Source organism: Caballeronia sp. GACF4, from assembly GCF_023631025.1.
Lineage (GTDB): Bacteria > Pseudomonadota > Gammaproteobacteria > Burkholderiales > Burkholderiaceae > Caballeronia.
This window is the reverse complement of record NZ_JALQDW010000016.1, coordinates 1-20613: the sequence shown is the minus strand read 5'-3', so window position 1 is coordinate 20613 and position 20613 is coordinate 1. Positions and strand designations below refer to the sequence as shown.

The following is a 20613-nucleotide window of genomic DNA, read 5'->3' as shown; positions in this document are numbered from 1 at the left end:
TCGGGCCGCGCTTATCGAAGCTCGGACGCGAATCGTCGCGCGGCTTGAAAGGGCGTCGTTCATCGCCACCGGGCGTGGGGGGGGGGGGGGGGGGCCGCCCCCCCCCCCCCCTCCCGCTTGCCTGCGACGTTCTACAATGGTGGTTTCGACCACCGGACCATGGCATGACGAACGTGCGCATGGCCGGGCAACCAGGGAGCACAACATGGCGCAAGTCACGACCGATTCCGGCCTCAAATACGAAGACATCGCTGTTGGCGAAGGCGCCGAAGCCGTCGCGGGCAAGACGGTGAGCGTGCACTACACGGGCTGGCTGACCGACGGACAGAAGTTCGATTCGAGCAAGGACCGCAACGACCCGTTCGCCTTCGTGCTGGGCGGCGGCATGGTCATCAAGGGCTGGGACGAAGGCGTGCAAGGCATGAAAGTGGGCGGCACGCGCCGTCTCACCATTCCGCCGCAACTCGGCTACGGCGCGCGTGGCGCGGGCGGCGTCATCCCGCCGAACGCCACGCTCGTGTTCGAAGTGGAACTGCTCGACGTCTGAGTGTCGACGCCATGAACGCGCCAGTCCATCGTCCAGGCATTTCGCTGCGCCGCTATGAAGCGGTGCAGGCGACGGACGAGCACGACTTCCATCAGATCGTGCTCGGCTTCGACGGCGCAATGGGCATGGCGGTGGACGGGCGCGAGTCGCATATCGACCGGCATCGCGCGTGGATCATTCCGGCTCACGCGCGGCATGAATACTGGGCCGAGGGCGTGAATCGCCAACTCGTGCTCGATCTTCCGGCGACGTCGGTGGCGGTGCCCGAGCGCTTTTTCGAACGCGCTCGCACTGTCGATCTCGATTCCGCGATGACGCAGCTCGTCGCCGATATCGCGCTGAATGCAGGCATTCACGATGGCCGCTTCGCCTGGCAAGCCGCCGCGCATCTGTGCGGCGCGTTGATGGCCGACGCGGGCGCATCCGTCGTGGCCGAAGCGCGTGGCCTCGACTTCGCGCGCATCGACCGATGGCTGCGGCTGCATTTGTCGGAGCCGCTGCGCATTGCCGATCTCGCCGCACACTGCGGCTTCGGCATGCGGCGCTTTCATCAGCTATTCAGCGAGGCGTTTGGCGAGACGCCGCATCGCTATCTGCATCGCTTGCGGCTCGATACCGCGCTTGCGTTGCTTGCCGATCCGCGCGCCGCGTTGTCGGACATTGCGCTCGATGTCGGTTTCGCCGATCAAAGTGCGTTCACGCATGCGTTCTCGAAGCGCTTCGGCATAGCGCCTGGTCTCTGGCGCAATGGCCTGAGAGCGCCTGATCCGCGTCAGCATTGAAGACGTAAAAAGCCCGCCGGTCATCGACCAGGCGGGCTTTCTTCATGCCTCAACCAGCTAACGAATCATTCCACCGACAGTTGCAGATGCAATTGCGAGCGCGCGACGTCGCCCTCTTGCACGTCGCTCGCATTGTCGCGATCCGACTGCGATTGCGGCGCAAGACGCGCCGATTCGATCCGGTCGAGATACTCGGTCGTGATGTCGCCGGTGATGTAGTTGCCGTCGAAGCACGAAGCCTCGAACTCCTGCAACTCAGGGTTGATGTCACGGATCGCGCTTTTAAGGTCGGCCACGTCCTGATAGACGAGATAATCCGCGCCGATCATGCGCGCGACTTCTTCGTCGCTGCGGCCGTGCGCCACGAGTTCACCGCGCGTGGGCATGTCGATGCCATACACGTTAGGGAATTTAACCGGCGGCGCGGCGGACGCGAAGATCACCTTGTTTGCGCCGGCGTCACGCGCCATCTGCACGATTTCATGCGAGGTCGTGCCGCGCACGATTGAGTCGTCGACGATCAGCACGTTCTTGCCTTTGAACTCGATGGCCATGGCATTGAGTTTCTGGCGCACCGACTTCTTACGCACCGCCTGGCCCGGCATGATGAAGGTGCGGCCCACGTAGCGATTCTTGAAGAAGCCTTCGCGATACTCCACGCCGAGCTTCGCGGCCACTTGCATGGCGGCGGGACGCGAGGAATCGGGAATGGGCATGACCACGTCGATAGGCACGTCCGGCAGCACGCGCTTGATCTTCTCGGCAAGATAGTCGCCCATGCGCAGACGCGCGTTGTAGACGGGCACGCCGTCGAGGCACGAATCCGGACGCGCGAGATACACGAGTTCGAAGATGCATGGGTTGAGCGTCGGTTTTTCGGCGCATTGATGACTGTGGAGGTTGCCTTCCGCGTCGATGAAGATGGCTTCGCCCGGCTCGACATCGCGCACGAACTCGAAGCCCACGCCTTCCACCGCCACCGATTCCGACGCCACCATCCATTCCACGCCCGTCGCGGTTTCCAGCTTGCCGAGCACGAGCGGACGAATGCCGAACGGATCGCGGAACGCGACGAGCCCGTAACCCGCGATCAGCGAGACGATCGCGTAAGAACCCTTCACCCGCCGATGCACGCCCGCAACCGCCTTCCAGAGCGCGGCGGCGTCGAGTTGCAAGCCCGAACTCGCGAGCTGCAGTTCATGCGCGAAGACGTTGAGAAGGACTTCCGTGTCCGACGCCGTGTTGATGTGCCGGCGATCGATGCGGAACATCTCGTCCTTCAACTGCGTCCAGTTGGTCAGATTGCCGTTGTGCGCGAGGATGATCCCGAACGGCGCGTTCACGTAGAACGGTTGCGCTTCTTCCTCGCTCGATGCGGAACCCGCCGTCGGATAACGCACTTGCCCGATGCCGACCGTACCCGGCAGGCTGCGCATGTTGCGCGTGCGGAACACGTCGCGCACCATGCCATTGGCTTTGTGCATGTGGAAGTTGTTGCCGTTCGCCGTGGCGATGCCCGCTGCGTCCTGGCCGCGATGCTGCAGAAGCAGCAAGCTGTCATAGATCAGCTGATTGACGGGACTTTGGGAAACTACACCTACGATGCCGCACATGGCATGGTCCTTCAAAGAGTCGAAACGGGGTCGACGGGGTCGATAGGCGGTGCCGGTCCACACCGCCTGTTCGCAGGCGGGCGCCGTATCGCGTCCCTCATGTAGCCAGCCGTTCGTCTATTGTGCGACGTTTCGCGCCGCGTCGCCGGCATCGGGGGCCGGGGCGACACGCACATACGCGGCAAGCGTAGCGGGGAGCAGCGGTTTCAGTTCACGCACGCCTTGCTCGGCCATGGGCGCGAGCAGCGCATTGCGCCAAAAATCTTTCTGCGGCAGTTCGGTCAAGCCCGCCAGGGCGACCAGGATGACTACCAATATAGCCCCTCTGGCGAGGCCGAACAGCAAACCCAGCGAGCGGTCGACGCCGCGCAGGCCGGTGACTTCGGTGATGCGCGTCAGGAGCGCGGACAGCACGCTCGACAGAAGCAGCACGGCCGCCACCACCAGCAGGAACGCCACGAGCCATTGCGTCAATGCACCGCCCGGCCACGTGGACGGTATGTACGGCACGACGACGCTGACGAAGCGCCCTGCAATCAAGATAGCCGCCACCCAGCCGACGAGACCGAACGCTTCGGCCAGAAAGCCGCGCCACATGCCGCGCAAGGCTGACAGGCCGATCACGGCGAGCACGGCATAGTCGAAACTGGTGAACATCGAGCTTCTGGTTCGCCTCAGTTCGCTGGCCGCTTGCCACCGGCAAGTCCGGCTTGCCGCACCTTCTGAAGCGCCGCCGATGCCGCCGTGCGATCCGCAAACGGTCCTGCGCGCAACAGAGCGCGCGTGGAGCCGTCCGTTTGCTTGCGATGTTCGAGATATGCGGGCACACCGGCCGCTTTCAACTTGTTGACCCAGTTTTGCGCGGCGGTTTCGTCGTCGAAGGTGCCGATTTGCAGCACGAAGCGGCTGCCGGCCGGCGACGAAGGCGAGCTCGGTGCGTTGGCGGCGGTATTGGCTTCTTCGGCGGGCGCGACCGGCTGCGGCTTGGCCGCCTGGGTTTTTGCGGGTTGGCTCGCGGGTGCCGGGGACTTTGCTTCCGGTTTGACCTGCGCCTGTTGCTGAACTGGCGCCGGCGCTTGCGCGTCGGGCTGCGCTACGCCCGCCGCCACGCCGTTCGATGTCGCCGCAGGGCCGTCATGCGCGACGCCGGCTTGCGTGTCGGCATCGGTGGCTTCGCGCGATTGCTTCACGGCAGGCGCGGGGCGGCTTGGAATATCGATGGAGATATCGTCGGTGACGGGCTTCGGGCGCGAGTCCAGCACCATGGGCAGAACGATGACCGCGGCCAGCACGAGCGCGATTGCGCCGACCAGCCTGCGCCGGGCACGCTGCTTTTCGGGCAGCGTGGGGTCGAGCATCATCGCGTCGGCGTCGGTGCGCTCGGGGCGGCGCGTGCGGCGTTCCGTGCGGACGGTATGACGCGTGCCGCGCGGTGAGTCGGAATATGCGTCGCGACCGGAGTCGTCTTTCTTGCCGAACGAGAAAAGTCCCATGTATGGCTTGGTGCGAGAAGCTTGGTGCGGGGGTTTGCCTTGCGGCTGACCGCCAACCGTCTCAGTGATGCTGCGATTTCCGGTATGCCATGACGCCGGCAACCGTGTAGAAACTGCCGAAAACCAAAATTCTATCATTTTCGGACGCACGACTTAACGCATCTCGAAATGCTTCGGCCGGTGTGTCGAATTGTGAAACGCTGCTGTCGGGGCCTTCGTTGACACCGGCATCGCGCAAAACCTTGGCCAGGCGGCCGGTCGACGCGGCGCGCGGAGTAGGCAACGCGCTCACGTTCCAGTGATCGACCTCGCCCTTGAGCTGATTGACGATGCCTTCGATGTCCTTGTCGCCCATTGCGCCGAACACCGCGTAGGTGTACGGAAAGTAGCCCATGTTGCCGAGATTCTGACCGAGCACGGCGGCGGCGTGCGGATTGTGCGCGACATCCAAAATGATCTGCGGTTTGCCCGGCAGCACCTGAAAGCGTCCCGGCAACTCGACGTTCGCCAAGCCCAGACGGATATCCTGCGCAGACACGGCCAGACGGTCGCGCAGCGCTTCGAGCGCCGCCAGCGCGGCCGACGTATTGATGAGCTGATTCGCGCCCCTCAACGCCGGGTAAGCCAGCGCGGAACGCCGTTGTGCGCGTCCGATGTAGCTCCACTGCTGGCGCTCGTTGCCCGGCTGCGCTTCGTAGCGAAAATCGCGGCCCACAAGCCACAAATCCGCGCCGATCGCCTCGGCGTGATCGATCAAGCTTTGCGGCGGCGTCGGGTCGCCGCAAATCGCGGGCTTGCCCGAGCGGAAAATGCCCGCCTTCTCGAAGCCGATTTTCTCGCGCGTATCGCCGAGGTAATCCGTGTGATCGATGTCGATACTCGTGATCACCGCGCAGTCCGTATCGACGATATTGACCGCGTCCAGCCGCCCGCCGAGCCCGACTTCGAGCACCACGGCGTCTAGTGTGCGCGAGGCGAAGAGATGCAGGATCGCGAGCGTCGTGAATTCGAAATAAGTCAGCGAGACCGGCTCGGCGAGACTCGCGCGCGCTTTTTCCACGGCCTCGAAATGCTGCAGCAACTCGGCGTCACTTGCCTCGACGCCATCTACGCGCGCCCGCTCGTTGAACGAAAGCAGATGCGGCGACGTGTGACAGCCCACGCGATAACCCGCGCGCAGCAAAATGGTTTCGATGATCGCGCACGTCGAGCCCTTGCCATTCGTGCCGCCGACGGTGATGACCGGGCAGTCGAAGGAAAGCCCGAGCGCTTCCTTCACGCGACCGATGCGCGCGAGACCCATGTCGATACCGACCGGATGCGCCGCTTCGAGATGAGCGAGCCAGGCGTCGAGGGTGGGGAAAGTGTTCATTTTCGAGATCGGGAAACAAAAGCGCCGCGCGGAACCTCGCGGGTTCACGCGCGGCGCGGCGCTGCATTCGAAGCCGTCAGGCGACGGCGTCGGCGGGCTGTCGGGTCATCAATGCCATCAACTGGGCAATTTCCTCGCGCATCTTGCGGCGATCCACGATCATGTCGACGGCGCCCTTCGTCATCAGGAACTCGGCGCGCTGGAAGCCTTCCGGCAGCTTTTCACGCACCGTCTGCTCGATCACGCGCGGACCCGCGAAGCCGATGAGCGCTTTCGGCTCGGCAATCACCACATCGCCCAGAAACGCGAAGCTCGCGGACACGCCACCCATGGTCGGGTCGGTCAGCACCGAGATGAACGGCAGCTTTGCCTCGGCCAGCTTGGTGAGGAGCGCAGTGGTTTTGGCCATTTGCATGAGCGAAAGCAGGCTTTCCTGCATGCGCGCGCCGCCCGAAGCCGTAAAGCAGATGAACGGTACGTTCTGTTCGAGCGCATTGCGCGCGCCGCGCACGAAACGTTCGCCGACCACCGAACCCATCGAGCCGCCCATGAACGAGAACTCGAAGCACGCCACGACGCACGGTATGGTGTGGATTGCGCCGCCCATGACGACCATGGCATCGGTTTCGTCGGTGTCTTCCATCGCCTCTTTCAGGCGGTCCGGATACTTGCGGCTGTCCTTGAACTTGAGGGCGTCGACCGGCAAGACTTCCTGGCCGATTTCATAGCGGCCTTCCGGATCGAGCAGACGATCGAGCCGCTCGCGCGCGCCGATTCGCATGTGGTGGCTGCACTTCGGGCACACATGCAGATTCGCCTCCACGTCGTTGCGGTACAGCACCGCCTCGCACGCCGGACACTTCACCCACAGGCCTTCGGGAATGCCCTTGCGGCTTTTGGGATCGGTCTGTTTGATCTTGGGCGGCAACAATTTGTCGAGCCAGCTCATCGAATTTCCTTCAGTGTTCAGACGGTCGCGGCGCCGCGCCGAGGGAATCCGGCGCGGCCGCGACTGCGTTTTTACTTGGCGGCGTCGAGCGCCGCTCTGATTTCCGCGATGAATGTCGTAAGCGACGCCGCGGCAGTATCCGGCGGCGCCTCTTCGAGCAACTGCACGAGCCGGCTGCCGATGACCACGGCATCCGCGATCTCAGCCACCGCGCGGGCAGTTTGCGCGTCGCGGATGCCGAAACCCACGCCCACCGGCAGCGGCACATGCGACTTGATGGCCGGGATTTTACTCGCGATGCTGGAAACGTCCAGATTTGCCGCGCCGGTCACGCCTTTCAGCGAGACGTAATAGACATAGCCGCTCGCAATCTTCCCGACCGCCGCGATACGTTCGTCGGTCGAAGTCGGCGCCAGCAGGAAGATGGGATCGATGCCGGCCGCGCGCATTTTCGTGCCGAATTCCTCGGCTTCCTCGGGCGGGTAATCGACGACCAGCACGCCGTCGACGCCCGCTTCGTTCGCTGCCGCCGCGAAAGCGTCCGCGCCCATGCGTTCGATCGGATTGGCGTAGCCCATCAGGACGACCGGCGTTTTGTCGTTCGTCTGGCGAAAACGCGCGACATCGGCAAGCACGCGTTTGAGCGTCACGCCGCGCGCCAGTGCGCGTTCCGACGAGCGCTGAATGACGGGACCGTCAGCCATCGGGTCCGAAAACGGCACGCCCAGTTCGATGACGTCCGCGCCGCCTTTCGCCAGCGCGTGCATGAACTCGACGGTCTGTTCAGGGTTCGGGTCGCCCGCCGTGATGAACGGAATCAGCCCCTTCTTGCCTTCGGCGGCGAGTGCCGCAAATGTAGTTTTGATGCGTGACATGAGAAATTTCTCGCAGTCGTATTCGTGGGCGTCAGACGTCGTTGTCTCGGCATCTGACGCGTTTCAGCGACGAAAATGGCGCTATCGGGCAGCTTCCGGTACGAGACTGACGCTAGGTGCGCGCAAAACCTGCAATCGATCCTCGCGTCCCTGCGCCGTGCGCTGTTCAGCGATCGCACAGTAGTCCGCGTTTATCTCGTATCCGGTGAAGAGCCGTCCGTGACGCGCGCAGGCAACGCCCGTGGTGCCGCTGCCCATGAATGGATCAAGCACGCGGCCGCCCGGCGGGCAACTGGCAAGCACCATCCGTTCGATGATCTCCAGCGGCTTTTGTGTCGGATGATCGACCCGTTCCGCATGCTGCCGGTGCAAACGCGACACCGACCACACGTCTTTCGGGTTGTAGCCCATCTCCAGCCACTTGCTGCCTTCGAAAATCTTGCGCGAGCGCGCCTTCTTCGTCACTGCGTCGTAAGGAATGCGCACCGGATCGAGATCGAAGTAATAGTCCTTCGATACCGCGAAATAGCCGATGTTGTCATGCACCGACGAGAATTTTCGCGTCGTTCCGCCCATGCTCGGTACACGCCGGTCCCAGACGATTTCGTTGATCATCATCAGGCGGCGCTTGAGAAACACGAACAGCTCTGGCGAATACTGCCAGGTGCAGAAGATATACATCGAACCGCTTCGCTTGAGCTTGGGCAGGGCCAGTTCAAGCCAGCCGTACGTCCATTCAAGGAAGGCGTCTCCGGACCGCATGTCCGAGTCGTTCCCGTAGTCCTTGCCCAAACCATAGGGCGGGTCCGCGACGATCAAGTCGATCGACGCGTCGGGAATGGTCGAGGCATCGGCCAGGAAATCACGATTGCGGATATCGATGTCGGCGCCCGTGAGCGCGCCGACGGACAACGGTTCGTCGATGACAGTGCGCATCCGGCCGCTCAGAACTGAATGCCCGATCGCTCGGCGACCGTGTGCATGTCCTTGTCGCCCCGGCCCGACAGGTTGACGAGCAGCACCTTGTCACGCGGCAGCGTCTTAGCGAGCTTCGCGCCATACGCCAGCGCGTGACTCGATTCGAGCGCCGGGATAATGCCTTCGATGCGGCAGCAGTCGTGGAAGGCCTTGAGCGCTTCCTCATCCGTGATGCCGACATACTCGGCCCGTCCCGCGTCCTTCAGCCATGCGTGCTCGGGACCGACGCCTGGATAGTCGAGACCCGCCGAAACCGAATGCGTCTCGATGATCTGGCCGTTGTCGTCTTGCAGAAGATAGGTGCGATTGCCGTGCAAAACGCCGGGACTACCGCCCATGAGCGAGGCTGCGTGACGGCCGGTGTCCATTCCGTCGCCAGCTGCCTCGACGCCAATCAGACGCACGCCCTGGTCATCGATATAGGGATAAAAGATGCCCATCGCGTTCGATCCACCGCCTACGCACGCTATCACCGCGTCCGGCTGACGACCGGCCATTTCGGGCATTTGCACCTTGCATTCGTCGCCGATCACACGCTGGAAGTCGCGCACCATCATTGGATAAGGATGCGGGCCCGCCACCGTGCCAATAATGTAGAACGTGCTCTCGACGTTCGTCACCCAGTCGCGCATGGCTTCGTTGAGCGCGTCTTTCAGCGTCTTCGAGCCCGATTCGACCGGTACGACCGTCGCGCCCAGCAGCTTCATCCGATACACGTTCGCAGCCTGACGCCGCACGTCCTCGACGCCCATGTACACCACGCATTCCATGCCGAAGCGGGCGGCAATGGTGGCGGTTGCAACACCGTGCTGACCTGCGCCCGTCTCGGCGATCACACGCTTCTTGCCCATCTGGCGCGCAAGCAGCGCCTGGCCGATCACATTGTTGACCTTGTGCGCGCCGGTGTGATTCAGGTCCTCGCGCTTCAAATAAAGCTGCGCGCCGCCAAGCATTTCGCTCCAGCGCTTTGCGTGATAAATCGGAGAAGGGCGACCCACATAATGCTTCAGTTCGTAGTGATACTCCGCCTGGAACTCGGGATCTTGCTGAGCGGCTTCATACGCGACGCGCAATTCATCGAGCGCGTGGATGAGCGTTTCAGACACGAAAATGCCGCCATATTGGCCGAAATGGCCTCTTTCGTCTGGTAAGTTGTACATTACGTCACTCTTCGGTGGTGAAGTGCCATTGCGGCGAATTCACATTTTTATTCAGCTGGCATCCGCTTCGCGCACCGCGCGCACGAATGCCGCCATCCGGGCGGGATCTTTCACGCCCTTGGCGCCCGGCGTTTCGATGCCGCTTGAGACATCGACCGCGAACGGGCGCACGCGCCGGATGGCTTCACTGACGTTTTGCGTGTTCAACCCACCACTCAAAACGGCCCGATGCCCTAGATCTGTTGGGATAAGTGACCAATCAAATATCTTCCCGCCGCCGCCAAAGCCCTCGACGAGCGCGTCGAGAAGAATGCCGCCAGCATCTGCAAATATAAGAGACGATTCTATCAAATCGCTCGTTGCAGCATCAGGCCCGATTCGCAATGCGCGCCAATAGGGCAAACCCGCAATTGCGGCCAACTCGAGGCATTGTTCGGGTGTCTCGTCGCCGTGAAACTGCAAAATGGACAGAGGAACGTTCGACGTGACTTCTCTCACCCATTCCGGCGTCGCGTTGACGAACAAACCGACTGCCGACACGAGGGGCGGCACATGCCGAACCAGTTCGACGGCTTGCGCGACGCTCACCGAACGCGGACTCGGCGGATAGAACACGAAGCCCACGGCGTCCGCGCCAAGCGCCACGGCGTGGCGCACGTCTTCGGCGCGGGAAAGTCCGCACAGCTTGATTCTTGTTCGATGAAGATCCCGTTCGCTCATTTCTCGTTCGCCCAGACGGCGCTCCACGGCATGCTTTCGATATGCGCAGGCGGCGCCGCGAATTGCGCCGGATAACCGACTTCCGCCAGATATAGGCCGTCCGGCATGAAGGTCGGCGCGGCGATACGACGGTCGCGCGCGGCGAGTACGTCGGTCATCCACGAAACCGGATGTTTTCCCCGGCCAATGGCAACGAAGCATCCCATTAGATTGCGTACCATGTGATGCAAAAACGCGTTGGCGCGAAACCGGAAGTGCACGAAGTTGCCCTGCTCGCGTACATCGATCCGATACACATGCTTGACCGGCGTTTTCGACTGGCAATCCGCCGCGCGGAACGACGAAAAGTCGTGCTCGCCGATAAGACACGCCACCGATTCACGCATCGCGCCGACATCCAGCGGCGTGTGCACCCAGCCAGCGCGTTTCGCGAGCATGGGTGAACGGACCGCATTGATGTACAGCACGTAATAGTAAGTGCGTTCGAATGCGCTGAAGCGGGCGTGGAAGTCGTCGGGCATCGGCTTCGCCCATTGCACCGCGATCGTTTCCGGCAAAAACGCATTCGTGCCGCGCACCCAGGAAAACTCGGTACGGTCGAGCTCCGTGTCGAAGTGCACGACTTGGCCCAGGCCGTGAACCCCGGTATCTGTCCGTCCGGCGACGACCGTCTGCAAACGAGTCTGCGCGAACTCCCCGAGCGCGCGCTCGAGTTCGTCCTGCACCGTGTTGCCATGCGGCTGAGATTGCCAGCCGGAAAACGCCGAGCCGTCGTACTGAACGCCTAATGCAATGCGCATTTCAGGAATGCGGCGCGAGCGTCGAAAGCAACGCGGCGGCTTGCGGACGCGTGGCTGAATCGTTCGAGGCGAGCACTTCCTGAAGCAACGTGCGCGCGCCCGACAAGTCGCCCAGTTCGATGTATTCGGTCGCTAGTTCGAGCTTGTTTCGCGCGATCGTCGCGAGTTGCGAAGGCGTCAGCGCCGGCAACGGTGCAGTCTGGCTCGCCGGCAGATTCAGGTCGAAGTCGAGGCTCAGCGGGCCGTACTGGGTGGCTCCGAGGCCGGCCACCGCCGCGGCGCCTGCAGTGCCGGCTTCGATCTGAGCGACGACGGAATCCCCTCGCGGCACGGGCGGCAAGTCCTCGTGAGCCGTCTGCGCGTGGGCCACCGGCTGCGGGATGAACGGCAACGGCGCCGCGTCAGCGGACTCACGGGGCGCGCCTTCAAGCGCCTGCGGCGGCGAACTCGCCAAATCATGAGGCGCGTTCAGCGTCAGTTCGAGACGCGGCGGCAGACCGAGTTCGAGCGAGTCGAGCGCCTGGATTGCTTCTTTTGGAAACTTGGGCATCGGGAAACGATGACCGGGCGATGGATCGTCGTCGAGTTCCGGCTCGGGCGGCACGTCGAGCGCTGCGTGCTCGATCTCGCGCTGTTCTGCCGCGCGCTGCTCGGCGGCTTCCTCGGCGGCCGCACGCGCCTGAGCTTCGCGCAGTTCGGCTTCGCGAGCGATGATTTCGCGCGCCGCCGCCTCGCGGGCCTGCTCCGCGTGCTCGGCGGCATCGCGCGCTTCGGCTTCGCGCAATTGCGTCTCGCGGGCGGACAGATCGCGGGCGAGCGCCTCGCGGGCCGCGAGCTCACGTGCGCGCGTCTCCCGTTCCTCGGCTTCCTGATGCGCAGCCTGACGCGCGGCGGCTTCGCGCTCCTGTTCTTCCCATTTGCGCGCTTCGAGCGCGGCGGCCTGGCGTGCAGCGATTTCGCGGGCATGCGTTTCGTGCGCGTCGGCGTCGTTCGATGATTCTTCGCGCGCGGATGGCACGAATTCCGCGTGCAAAGCGGCGGGCGTCGCGGGAACGAACGGCTCGGCTTGCGACGCCGGATTCCTGGCCGACGGCGTCATGCGCGCGACCGCGTCGTCATCGGACGGCGTGGGGAAAACTTGCGCCGCATCGTAATCCTCGATGCTCGCCGCCACCGCGTTCAGTTCCGACTGATCGTCGCGCTGAACCGCCTTGCCATCTACGCTCGCCACGGCGATAGCAGCCAAACGCTCGCGCTCGCGTTGCTGACGCAGCTTTTCGTTACGCGCGGCGGCGTCTGCTTCCGCTTCTTCCATCGAGGAAAAGGTTCGCGGCGCGCGCGGGTCCGCTGCCGCTCTCGCCGCTTCGAGTTTGGCGCGATTACGCCTTCTGATATACCACTGGCCGAATATGACACTCAGCCCGACCAGCCCGCCGAGGAAAATCCTGGGGTCCGAAAGCGGCGACCCGGTCGCGGGCGCCGCAGCGGAAGTGGCGACCTCGGGCTTCGCTGGCGCCATTGTGGTACTTGCCTCGGACGCCGGCGCAACGGCATTCGGCGCGCTCGCAACAAGCGCGGGATTCGAGGCTGCCTCGGGCGGCGCGGGCTCGCTCGCGGCGCCTTGAGTCGCTGACGCCGGTGCAACGCCAGTCGCAGATGCGCCCGCCGTCGCGTTTTCCTGCGGGACCGGCGCTGGCGTCGATGCGGACGCCGAGACCGGCGCGGACGCTCCGCCCGCATCCGTTGCCGGCACGTTCAACACCGAACCGAGCTTCAACCGGTTGATGTCGTGCCCGGCGAACGCGTTCGGATTGGCTTCGAACAGGGCGCGCGCCATCTTTTCCTTGACGGCCCGTTCCTTGGAACCAGTGAGTTCGCCGGCGATATCGCTCAGCGACTGACCGGGCTTCACCGCGTACTGCTGCGTAGCGCCTGCTGCAACCTCGCTCGCCTGCGCGAAAGCCGCGCCCGGATGCGCGGCGAGCACCGCGGACGCGACAATGCCAGCCGCAGCGAACGCCGCGCGCGATGGCGTGTTGAAAGACCGGCCAGGTCGATGAATCATTGAAACTCCAGGGAACGGCGAAGGTTGAATCGAAACACTGCCATGACGAACGCGCGCAGGTGAATTTTTCGTCGAACGGTCACGCGGACACGTTCCATGACAAAACCGGCTGCACAAACGAAAAAGCGCCGCGATAAACGCGACGCTTCTCGTCAAGCCGCGCTCATAAGCGCGTAGTTTACTTTACTTGTCCAACAGAATGCGCAGCATGCGGCGCAGCGGTTCGGCAGCACCCCACAAGAGCTGGTCGCCGACCGTGAACGCGGACAGATATTCACCGCCCATGGCGAGCTTGCGCAGACGGCCAACCGGCACCGTAAGCGTGCCCGTAACGACTGCAGGCGACAGATCGCGGATGGATGCTTCGCGCTCGTTCGGCACGACCTTCACCCAGTCGTTCGCCGATGCCAGGATGCCGTGCACTTCGTCGAGCGGCACGTCCTTCGCGAGCTTGATGGTCAGCGCTTGCGAATGGCAGCGCATGGCGCCGATCCGCACGCAAAGCCCATCCACGGGAACCGAGCCCGGCTGACCCATTGCGGGCTTGCCGAGAATCTTGTTGGTTTCCGCGCCGCCCTTCCACTCTTCCTTCGACATGCCGTCGCCGAGATCCTTGTCGATCCACGGGATCAGCGAGCCTGCGAGCGGCACGCCGAAATTGTCGACGGGCATGCGTTCGCCGTTCATTGCAGCCAGCACGCGGCGGTCGATATCGAGGATGGCGGAAGACGGGTCGGCCAGGTCTTCCTTGGCCGCGCCGTAAAGCACACCCATTTGCTGCAGCAGTTCGCGCATGTTCTGCGCACCCGCGCCGGATGCGGCCTGATACGTCATGGCCGTCGTCCATTCGACGAGGTTTTCGCGGAACAGGCCGCCGAGCGCCATCAGCATGAGGCTGACCGTGCAATTGCCGCCGATGAAATCGCGCCCGCCCTTGACGAGCGAGTCCTTGACGACGTTCAGGTTGACCGGATCGAGAATGATGACCGCGTCGTCCTTCATGCGCAGCGCCGAGGCCGCGTCGATCCAGTAACCTTTCCAGCCCGCTGCGCGCAGCTTCGGATACACCTCGTTGGTGTAGTCGCCGCCCTGACACGTGATGATGGCGTCGCATTTCTTCAGGTCGTCGATGCTCGTCGCGTCTTTGAGCTTAGTCTCGTTCTTGGCGAACGACGGCGCGTTGCCGCCCGCATTGCTGGTGCTGAAAAACACCGGTTCGATCAGGTCGAAGTCGCCTTCCTGCTGCATGCGCTGCATCAGGACGCTGCCGACCATGCCGCGCCAACCAACGAGACCTACGTTCATGACTCACCCTTCCAGTGGTAGCTTCCCCGCATCCTTACCCGGCGTGGCCGCGCGGGGAAGACGCTCGGACACGAGGGACGATCAGCGAATCGTGATCGCTTTGATGGAGGTTTTCGTAATGCGCGTTTTGGCGACGCCAACGATGGCGTGACCGCGCGTGCTGATGGCGAGACCCGTCGCGCTGACTTTTGAGCCGCGTCCGATGGATTCCAAAGAGAATTGAGAGTTCTTCGCCATAGCAAAACAGTCTACACGATAACCGGGCTAATTCGTGAATCCCGAACCGAATCGCCGCGAATCGTGCCGTAAAACGGGTAAAAATAGGATAAACGTCACGATCGGCTGCATTTGTCGCAACAGCCGATCGCGAGTTTTTTTAGAGCGCCTTGAGCACCGCGTCACCCATTTCCTTCGTGCCGACGACTTTGCCGTCGGGCGTCGCGATATCGCCGGTGCGATAGCCCTGCTCCAGCACCTTCTTCACCGCGCTTTCGATACGGTCGGCTTGCTCCGTCTTGCCGAGCGAGTAGCGCAGCATCATCGCGGCCGAGAGAATGGTCGCAAGCGGATTGGCCACGCCCTTGCCCGCGATATCCGGCGCCGAACCATGCGACGGCTCGTACAAGCCCTTGTTGTTCTTGTCGAGCGACGCCGAAGGCAACATGCCGATGGAACCGGTGAGCATCGCGGCTTCGTCGGAGAGAATGTCGCCAAACATGTTGCCCGTCACGACCACGTCGAAAGCCTTGGGCGCCTTGACCAGCTGCATCGCCGCGTTATCGACATACATGTGCGACAGCTCGACGTCCGGATATTCCTTGGACACGTCGATCATGATGTCGCGCCAGAATTGCGATGTTTCGAGCACGTTCGCCTTGTCCACGCTCGTCAACTTCTTCTGACGCTTTCGCGCAGCCTGAAACGCGACATGCGCAATGCGCCGCACTTCCGGTTCCGCGTAACGCATGGTGTCGAAGCCTTCCTGCGCGCCTTCGAACAAGCCGTCCGGCGCAGCACGCACGCCGCGTGGCTGACCAAAGTAGATGTCACCGTTCAGTTCACGCACGATCAGGATATCGAGCCCCGACACAATCTCGGCCTTCAGCGACGAAGCACCCGTCAATTGCGGATAGCAAATGGCCGGACGGAAGTTCGCGAACAGTTGCAGATGCTTGCGCAGACCGAGAATGGCCTGCTCCGGGCGCAACGCGCGTTCGAGCTTGTCATACTTCCAGTCGCCGACGGCGCCGAAAAGGATCGCGTCGGCGTCCTTGGCGAGTTGCAGCGTCGCATCCGGCAGCGGATGGCCCTTCGCCTCGTAACCCGCGCCGCCAACGGGCGCTTCTTCGAGTTCGAACTTCTCACCAAGCGCGTTCAGCACCTTGACCGCCTCGGCGGTGATTTCCGGACCGATACCGTCGCCGGGGAGGACTGCAATCTTCATGTCTCGATTCCTTATTCACAGGACGCGCTCCGCGCTTGCGGAGCTTCCCGGTTTGGTTCGCGCCGTCGTGTCGGGTTTCTCGGACACGAACAACGTCACTAAAAGCGCGCCTGCATCTGAGCGCAGGCCGAATACAGGCTCTTATCCAACCAGCCGATTGTTCAGCCACGGCTGTTTCGTCAGCCGTTCCGTCTCGTACTGACGAATCTTGTCCGCGTGGCGCAGAGTCAGCGCGATATCGTCGAAGCCGTTCAGCAGACAGTACTTGCGAAAGCCCGGGACTTCGAAAGAATACTCGGTGCCGTCGCCCGTACGCACGACTTGCGCTTCGAGATCGACGGTCAGCGTATAACCCACGAACGCGTTGGTCTCGTTGAACAGCTTGTCCACTTGCTGCTCCGTCAGCGCCACCGGCAGCAGCCCGTTCTTGAAGCAGTTGTTATAGAAAATGTCCGCGAAGCTCGGCGCAATGATCGCGCGAAAGCCGTATTGATCCAGCGCCCACGGCGCGTGTTCCCGCGAGCTGCCGCAGCCGAAGTTCTTGCGCGTGAGCAGAATCGACGCGCCCTGGTAACGCTGCTGATTCAGCACGAAATCCGGGTTCAGCGGGCGCTTGCTGTTGTCCTGACCCGGCTGGCCGACATCGAGATAACGCCATTCGTCGAACGCGTTGGGACCGAAGCCGGTGCGCTTGATCGACTTCAGGAACTGCTTCGGAATGATCGCGTCGGTGTCGACGTTTTCGCGATCCAGCGGCGCCACGAGGCCGCTATGCACAATGAATTTTTCCATGACGCTTGAGCCCTTTGTCTGTTGCAGATCCGGCAATGCTTGGCGCGCCTTGCCGGATGAATGCGGCTCGCCTACTTAGCCGCGTTGCTGATCGAATTGCCCAGATGCTGCAAATCTTCGCCGAAACCGTGCATCGTGTTGCAGCCCGCGAGTGTCAGTGTGAGCAGACAACCGGCGGCAACCACGAGCGAGAGTAGATTTCGCTTCATCGCACCGAGTCAGGCGAGCTTGCGAACGTCGACGAAGTGACCTTCGATTGCAGCGGCGGCCGCCATTGCCGGGCTCACCAGATGCGTGCGTCCGCCCGCGCCTTGACGCCCTTCGAAATTGCGGTTCGACGTCGATGCGCAGCGCTCGCCCGGATCGAGCCGGTCCGCGTTCATGGCGAGGCACATGGAGCATCCCGGCTCGCGCCATTCGAAGCCCGCGTTGGTGAAAATCTTGTCGAGCCCTTCCCGCTCGGCCTGCGCTTTCACGAGACCGGAGCCCGGCACGACCATCGCCAGACGAATGTTCGATGCCACGCGGCGGCCGAGCGTCTTCACCACATACGCGGCGGCGCGCAGGTCTTCAATACGCGCATTCGTGCACGAGCCGATGAAGATTTTGTCCGGCTTGATGGCCTCGATTGGCGTGTTCGGTTGCAGCGCCATGTAGTGCAGCGCGCGTTCCATGGCGTCGCGCTTGACCGGATCTTTTTCGCGCTCGGGATCGGGCACGCGGCCATCGACCGACGTGACCATTTCCGGCGACGTGCCCCACGTGACTTGCGGCACGATTTCGGCCGCATTGAGTTCGACCACGCGGTCGAACTGCGCGTCTGGGTCCGACTTGAACTGACGCCAGTACTCGACCGCCTGATTCCACTCGACGCCCTGCGGCGAGTACGGACGATCCTTGAGATAGTTGATCGTGGTGTCGTCGACGGCCACCATGCCGGCGCGCGCGCCCGCTTCGATCGCCATGTTGCAGACCGTCATGCGGCCTTCCATGGTGAGCGCGCGGATGGTCGAGCCGCCGAATTCCATGGCGTAACCGGTGCCGCCCGCCGTGCCGATCTTGCCGATGATCGCGAGCACGATGTCCTTCGCGGTGCAGCCGCGCGGCAATTGGCCTTCGACCTTAATGAGCAGGTTCTTGCTCTTCTTCTGCAAGAGCGTTTGCGTGGCGAGCACGTGCTCCACTTCCGAGGTGCCGATGCCGTGCGCGAGCGCGCCGAACGCGCCGTGCGTGGAGGTGTGCGAGTCGCCGCAGACGATGGTCATGCCCGGCAGCGTCGCGCCCTGTTCCGGCCCGATGATGTGCACGATGCCCTGACGCAGATCGTTCATCTTGAACTGAGTGATGCCGAAGCTATCGCAATTGGAGTCGAGCGTATCGACTTGCAGCTTCGACACGGGATCAGCAATGCCGTGCGAACGGTCGGTGGTCGGCACGTTGTGGTCGGACACGGCCAGGTTCGCGCTGATGCGCCACACCGGGCGCTCGGCCAGCTTCAGGCCTTCGAAGGCCTGCGGGCTCGTCACTTCGTGCAGCAGGTGACGGTCGATGTAGAGGATCGACGTGCCGTCCTCTTCCGTGTGGATCACGTGTGTGTTCCACAGTTTGTCGTAGAGAGTCTGTGCCATGTGAGCGCTTTGGAGTGTGACTGCGGGGTTTTCAGTTTGACGACTTGTGAGTCGATTATGCCACTCTCAAGGAGCGCGTGGATAGTACTAGGCTACGGAAAAATCCATTAAAAACAGTGGGTTGGGTGGTGGGTTCGGTACCTGGATCAGCGATACCAGGATAGAAAGACGGACGAGGAAGAAGCCAAAAGCAAAAAGCCCCGGCAATCACTCGCCGGGGCTTTCATCCAACCTTACCTGCGTGCGCTTAACGCTTGTCCAGCGCCTTTGCATCACGCGGCGTCTGACCAATGAACAACTGACGCGGACGGCCAATCTTTTGTTCCGGATCGGCGATCATCTCGTTCCACTGCGCGATCCAGCCAACCGTACGGGCCATTGCGAAGATACACGTGAACATGGACGTCGGAATGCCCAGCGCGCGCTGCACGATACCCGAGTAAAAGTCTACGTTCGGGTACAGCTTGCGCGACACGAAGTATTCGTCTTCCAGCGCGATCTTTTCCAGTTCCATCGCGAGCTTGAAGAGCGGGTCGTCATGCAGACCGAGCTCGTTCAGCACTTCGTGGCAGGTTTCGCGCATGAGCTTCGCGCGGGGATCGTAATTCTTGTAGACGCGGTGGCCGAAGCCCATCAGCTTCACGCCCGAGTTCTTGTCCTTCACCTGCTTGATGAACTCGGCGATGTTGTCGACCGAGCCGATTTCTTCCAGCATGTTCAGCGCGGCTTCGTTCGCGCCGCCATGCGCCGGGCCCCACAGACACGCGATACCCGCTGCAATACACGCAAACGGATTGGCGCCCGACGAACCCGCGAGACGCACCGTCGAGGTCGACGCGTTTTGCTCGTGGTCCGCGTGCAGGATGAGGATACGGTCGAGCGCGCGCACCAGCACGTCGTTGACTTTGTACTCTTCGCAAGGGTTCGAGAACATCATGTACATGAAGTTCGCGCTATACGACAGATCGTTCTTCGGATAAACAAACGGTTGACCGATGCTGAATTTGTACGCCATGGCCACCAGCGTCGGCAGCTTGGCGATCATGCGGATGGCCGACACTTCGCGATGACGCGGGTCGTTGATATTCAGCGAGTCATGGTAGAACGCCGACAGCGCGCCGACTGCGGCGACGAGGACGGCCATGGGGTGCGCGTCGCGACGGAAACCGCGGAAGAAGAAGTGCATTTGCTCATGCACCATCGTGTGGCGCGTGACCGTATCCACGAATTCCTGGTTCTGCGCGGCGGTCGGCAATTCGCCCTTCAGCAGCAGATAGCAGGTTTCGAGGAAGTCGGCGTTCACCGCCAGTTCTTCGATCGGATATCCACGATAAAGCAGTTCGCCCTTGTCGCCGTCGATATACGTAATCGCGGAATTGCACGCTGCCGTCGACATGAAGCCCGGGTCATACGTGAACTTGCCGGTCTGACCGTACAACTTGCGAATGTCGATCACGTCCGGGCCCATGGTGCCCTTGTAGATCGGCATTTCGACGCTCGGCGAGTTGTCGCTGAACGATAGCGTGGCTTTAACATCTGACGGGGTCATAGCACATCCTCAATCGAAGTATGGATACAGGTTCTCGATAATTTGCACGACGGAAGCTGCGCGGCACAAACTGTACTGTGGGCCTCTTGCGGCCTTAATTCGTTTATTTCGGCTTATTGTGCAGAACTCCGTGGATTCCTGCTGAAATCACACGGTACGCAGCATACCTAGCAGACGGATTACATCGGGCGTCGCAAGCTCGCCTTCGGGCTCGGTGCGCGCCAGTAACAAATCCATCAGTTCGTTGTCGCTCAGCTCCAGCAGACGGGTCAACGCGAACACGTCGGCGTCACTGAGGTCATGCTCATATCGGCTGAAAAAACGCTCGAAGATCAGATCGTTTTCCAGCAGGCCGCGCCGCGCACGCCAGCGAAGACGCGCGCGGCGAAGGGGGTCGGACTGATGCGGACCGTCGTCCGCGGTATTGCTTGAATTGTCGACCATCTCTTAGCCCATCTCAGACAGCGCGGCGCACCATCAATTCCTTGATCTTGCCGATCGCCTTGGTCGGGTTGAGCCCCTTCGGGCACACGTCGACGCA

General features: G+C 62.4%; 20 protein-coding genes and 1 pseudogene. 2 read left to right on the top strand and 19 right to left on the bottom strand.

Features of this window, described 5'->3' with window-relative positions; genetic code table 11:
• Positions 1 to 205 precede the first annotated feature (205 nt).
• Together NCR40_RS14810 and NCR40_RS14805 are read left to right on the top strand one after the other, a co-directional pair.
• The gene (locus NCR40_RS14810) at positions 206 to 547 is read left to right on the top strand and encodes an FKBP-type peptidyl-prolyl cis-trans isomerase (protein WP_244829133.1); all 342 of its coding nucleotides are present in this window, start codon (positions 206 to 208) and stop codon (positions 545 to 547) included.
• Between the two features lie 11 nt (positions 548 to 558).
• On the top strand, positions 559 to 1329 hold the full coding sequence (locus tag NCR40_RS14805; protein WP_250509825.1) for a helix-turn-helix transcriptional regulator: 771 nt from the start codon (positions 559 to 561) through the stop codon (positions 1327 to 1329).
• A 65-nt stretch (positions 1330 to 1394) separates the two neighbouring features.
• Here the strand turns inward: NCR40_RS14805 and purF are convergent, their stop codons facing one another.
• The 19 genes and pseudogenes from purF to sdhB all read right to left on the bottom strand — a co-directional run.
• Positions 1395 to 2942, bottom strand: a complete 1548-nt coding sequence (gene purF / locus NCR40_RS14800; RefSeq protein ID WP_244829131.1) for an amidophosphoribosyltransferase — start codon at positions 2940 to 2942, stop codon at positions 1395 to 1397.
• A 117-nt stretch (positions 2943 to 3059) separates the two neighbouring features.
• On the bottom strand, positions 3060 to 3599 hold the full coding sequence (locus NCR40_RS14795; RefSeq protein ID WP_244829130.1) for a CvpA family protein: 540 nt from the start codon (positions 3597 to 3599) through the stop codon (positions 3060 to 3062).
• A gap of 17 nt (positions 3600 to 3616) precedes the next feature.
• Positions 3617 to 4435 carry an SPOR domain-containing protein gene (locus tag NCR40_RS14790; RefSeq protein WP_250509824.1) on the bottom strand — a complete coding sequence of 273 codons (819 nt, stop codon included), beginning with the start codon at positions 4433 to 4435 and terminating at the stop codon, positions 3617 to 3619.
• A 61-nt stretch (positions 4436 to 4496) separates the two neighbouring features.
• Complete coding sequence (gene folC, locus NCR40_RS14785) at positions 4497 to 5807, bottom strand: bifunctional tetrahydrofolate synthase/dihydrofolate synthase (protein WP_250509823.1); 1311 nt, start codon at positions 5805 to 5807, stop codon at positions 4497 to 4499.
• 76 nt (positions 5808 to 5883) lie between these two features.
• A complete protein-coding gene (gene accD, locus NCR40_RS14780; protein WP_244829127.1) occupies positions 5884 to 6756 on the bottom strand; it encodes an acetyl-CoA carboxylase, carboxyltransferase subunit beta in 873 nt (290 codons plus the stop codon).
• Between the two features lie 71 nt (positions 6757 to 6827).
• A complete protein-coding gene (gene trpA, locus NCR40_RS14775) occupies positions 6828 to 7631 on the bottom strand; it encodes a tryptophan synthase subunit alpha (protein ID WP_250509822.1) in 804 nt (267 codons plus the stop codon).
• An 81-nt stretch (positions 7632 to 7712) separates the two neighbouring features.
• Positions 7713 to 8567: a DNA-methyltransferase gene (locus tag NCR40_RS14770; protein ID WP_250509821.1), complete on the bottom strand. Its 855-nt coding sequence runs from the start codon at positions 8565 to 8567 to the stop codon at positions 7713 to 7715.
• 8 nt (positions 8568 to 8575) lie between these two features.
• A complete protein-coding gene (gene trpB / locus NCR40_RS14765; protein WP_250509820.1) occupies positions 8576 to 9769 on the bottom strand; it encodes a tryptophan synthase subunit beta in 1194 nt (397 codons plus the stop codon).
• Between the two features lie 51 nt (positions 9770 to 9820).
• Positions 9821 to 10489, bottom strand: coding sequence for a phosphoribosylanthranilate isomerase (locus NCR40_RS14760; RefSeq protein ID WP_250509819.1), 669 nt, complete (start codon positions 10487 to 10489; stop codon positions 9821 to 9823).
• Complete coding sequence (truA, locus tag NCR40_RS14755; protein WP_250509818.1) at positions 10486 to 11289, bottom strand: tRNA pseudouridine(38-40) synthase TruA; 804 nt, start codon at positions 11287 to 11289, stop codon at positions 10486 to 10488. The genes NCR40_RS14760 and truA overlap by 4 nt, the downstream gene beginning before the upstream one ends.
• Before the next feature lies 1 nt (position 11290).
• Complete coding sequence (locus tag NCR40_RS14750; RefSeq protein ID WP_250509817.1) at positions 11291 to 13354, bottom strand: motility hub landmark protein FimV; 2064 nt, start codon at positions 13352 to 13354, stop codon at positions 11291 to 11293.
• Between the two features lie 183 nt (positions 13355 to 13537).
• The gene (gene asd / locus NCR40_RS14745) at positions 13538 to 14659 is read right to left on the bottom strand and encodes an aspartate-semialdehyde dehydrogenase (RefSeq protein ID WP_250509816.1); all 1122 of its coding nucleotides are present in this window, start codon (positions 14657 to 14659) and stop codon (positions 13538 to 13540) included.
• A gap of 376 nt (positions 14660 to 15035) precedes the next feature.
• Entirely contained in the window at positions 15036 to 16103 is a 1068-nt protein-coding gene (leuB, locus tag NCR40_RS14740; RefSeq protein ID WP_250509815.1) for a 3-isopropylmalate dehydrogenase, read from the bottom strand.
• A gap of 141 nt (positions 16104 to 16244) precedes the next feature.
• Entirely contained in the window at positions 16245 to 16895 is a 651-nt protein-coding gene (leuD, locus tag NCR40_RS14735) for a 3-isopropylmalate dehydratase small subunit (protein WP_244829115.1), read from the bottom strand.
• Positions 16896 to 16966: 71 nt separating this feature from the next.
• Positions 16967 to 17104, bottom strand: a complete 138-nt coding sequence (locus tag NCR40_RS14730) for an entericidin A/B family lipoprotein (RefSeq protein ID WP_250466478.1) — start codon at positions 17102 to 17104, stop codon at positions 16967 to 16969.
• A gap of 9 nt (positions 17105 to 17113) precedes the next feature.
• A complete protein-coding gene (gene leuC, locus NCR40_RS14725) occupies positions 17114 to 18523 on the bottom strand; it encodes a 3-isopropylmalate dehydratase large subunit (RefSeq protein WP_244829113.1) in 1410 nt (469 codons plus the stop codon).
• Positions 18524 to 18770: 247 nt separating this feature from the next.
• Complete coding sequence (gltA, locus tag NCR40_RS14720; protein WP_244829112.1) at positions 18771 to 20072, bottom strand: citrate synthase; 1302 nt, start codon at positions 20070 to 20072, stop codon at positions 18771 to 18773.
• Positions 20073 to 20219: 147 nt separating this feature from the next.
• Positions 20220 to 20516 carry an FAD assembly factor SdhE gene (locus NCR40_RS14715; RefSeq protein ID WP_244829111.1) on the bottom strand — a complete coding sequence of 99 codons (297 nt, stop codon included), beginning with the start codon at positions 20514 to 20516 and terminating at the stop codon, positions 20220 to 20222.
• Positions 20517 to 20529: 13 nt separating this feature from the next.
• Positions 20530 to 20613 (bottom strand): annotated as a pseudogene (gene sdhB / locus NCR40_RS14710) (succinate dehydrogenase iron-sulfur subunit); the annotation flags it as partial.

Coding starts and splice junctions, on each gene's coding strand:
- NCR40_RS14810 (WP_244829133.1), top strand. CDS start 206: ATGGCGCAAGTCACGACCGATTCCGGCCTCAAATACGAAGACATCGCT.
- NCR40_RS14805 (WP_250509825.1), top strand. CDS start 559: ATGAACGCGCCAGTCCATCGTCCAGGCATTTCGCTGCGCCGCTATGAA.
- purF (WP_244829131.1), bottom strand. CDS start 2,942: ATGTGCGGCATCGTAGGTGTAGTTTCCCAAAGTCCCGTCAATCAGCTG.
- NCR40_RS14795 (WP_244829130.1), bottom strand. CDS start 3,599: ATGTTCACCAGTTTCGACTATGCCGTGCTCGCCGTGATCGGCCTGTCA.
- NCR40_RS14790 (WP_250509824.1), bottom strand. CDS start 4,435: ATGGGACTTTTCTCGTTCGGCAAGAAAGACGACTCCGGTCGCGACGCA.
- folC (WP_250509823.1), bottom strand. CDS start 5,807: ATGAACACTTTCCCCACCCTCGACGCCTGGCTCGCTCATCTCGAAGCG.
- accD (WP_244829127.1), bottom strand. CDS start 6,756: ATGAGCTGGCTCGACAAATTGTTGCCGCCCAAGATCAAACAGACCGAT.
- trpA (WP_250509822.1), bottom strand. CDS start 7,631: ATGTCACGCATCAAAACTACATTTGCGGCACTCGCCGCCGAAGGCAAG.
- NCR40_RS14770 (WP_250509821.1), bottom strand. CDS start 8,567: ATGCGCACTGTCATCGACGAACCGTTGTCCGTCGGCGCGCTCACGGGC.
- trpB (WP_250509820.1), bottom strand. CDS start 9,769: ATGTACAACTTACCAGACGAAAGAGGCCATTTCGGCCAATATGGCGGC.
- NCR40_RS14760 (WP_250509819.1), bottom strand. CDS start 10,489: ATGAGCGAACGGGATCTTCATCGAACAAGAATCAAGCTGTGCGGACTT.
- truA (WP_250509818.1), bottom strand. CDS start 11,289: ATGCGCATTGCATTAGGCGTTCAGTACGACGGCTCGGCGTTTTCCGGC.
- NCR40_RS14750 (WP_250509817.1), bottom strand. CDS start 13,354: ATGATTCATCGACCTGGCCGGTCTTTCAACACGCCATCGCGCGCGGCG.
- asd (WP_250509816.1), bottom strand. CDS start 14,659: ATGAACGTAGGTCTCGTTGGTTGGCGCGGCATGGTCGGCAGCGTCCTG.
- leuB (WP_250509815.1), bottom strand. CDS start 16,103: ATGAAGATTGCAGTCCTCCCCGGCGACGGTATCGGTCCGGAAATCACC.
- leuD (WP_244829115.1), bottom strand. CDS start 16,895: ATGGAAAAATTCATTGTGCATAGCGGCCTCGTGGCGCCGCTGGATCGC.
- NCR40_RS14730 (WP_250466478.1), bottom strand. CDS start 17,104: ATGAAGCGAAATCTACTCTCGCTCGTGGTTGCCGCCGGTTGTCTGCTC.
- leuC (WP_244829113.1), bottom strand. CDS start 18,523: ATGGCACAGACTCTCTACGACAAACTGTGGAACACACACGTGATCCAC.
- gltA (WP_244829112.1), bottom strand. CDS start 20,072: ATGACCCCGTCAGATGTTAAAGCCACGCTATCGTTCAGCGACAACTCG.
- NCR40_RS14715 (WP_244829111.1), bottom strand. CDS start 20,516: ATGGTCGACAATTCAAGCAATACCGCGGACGACGGTCCGCATCAGTCC.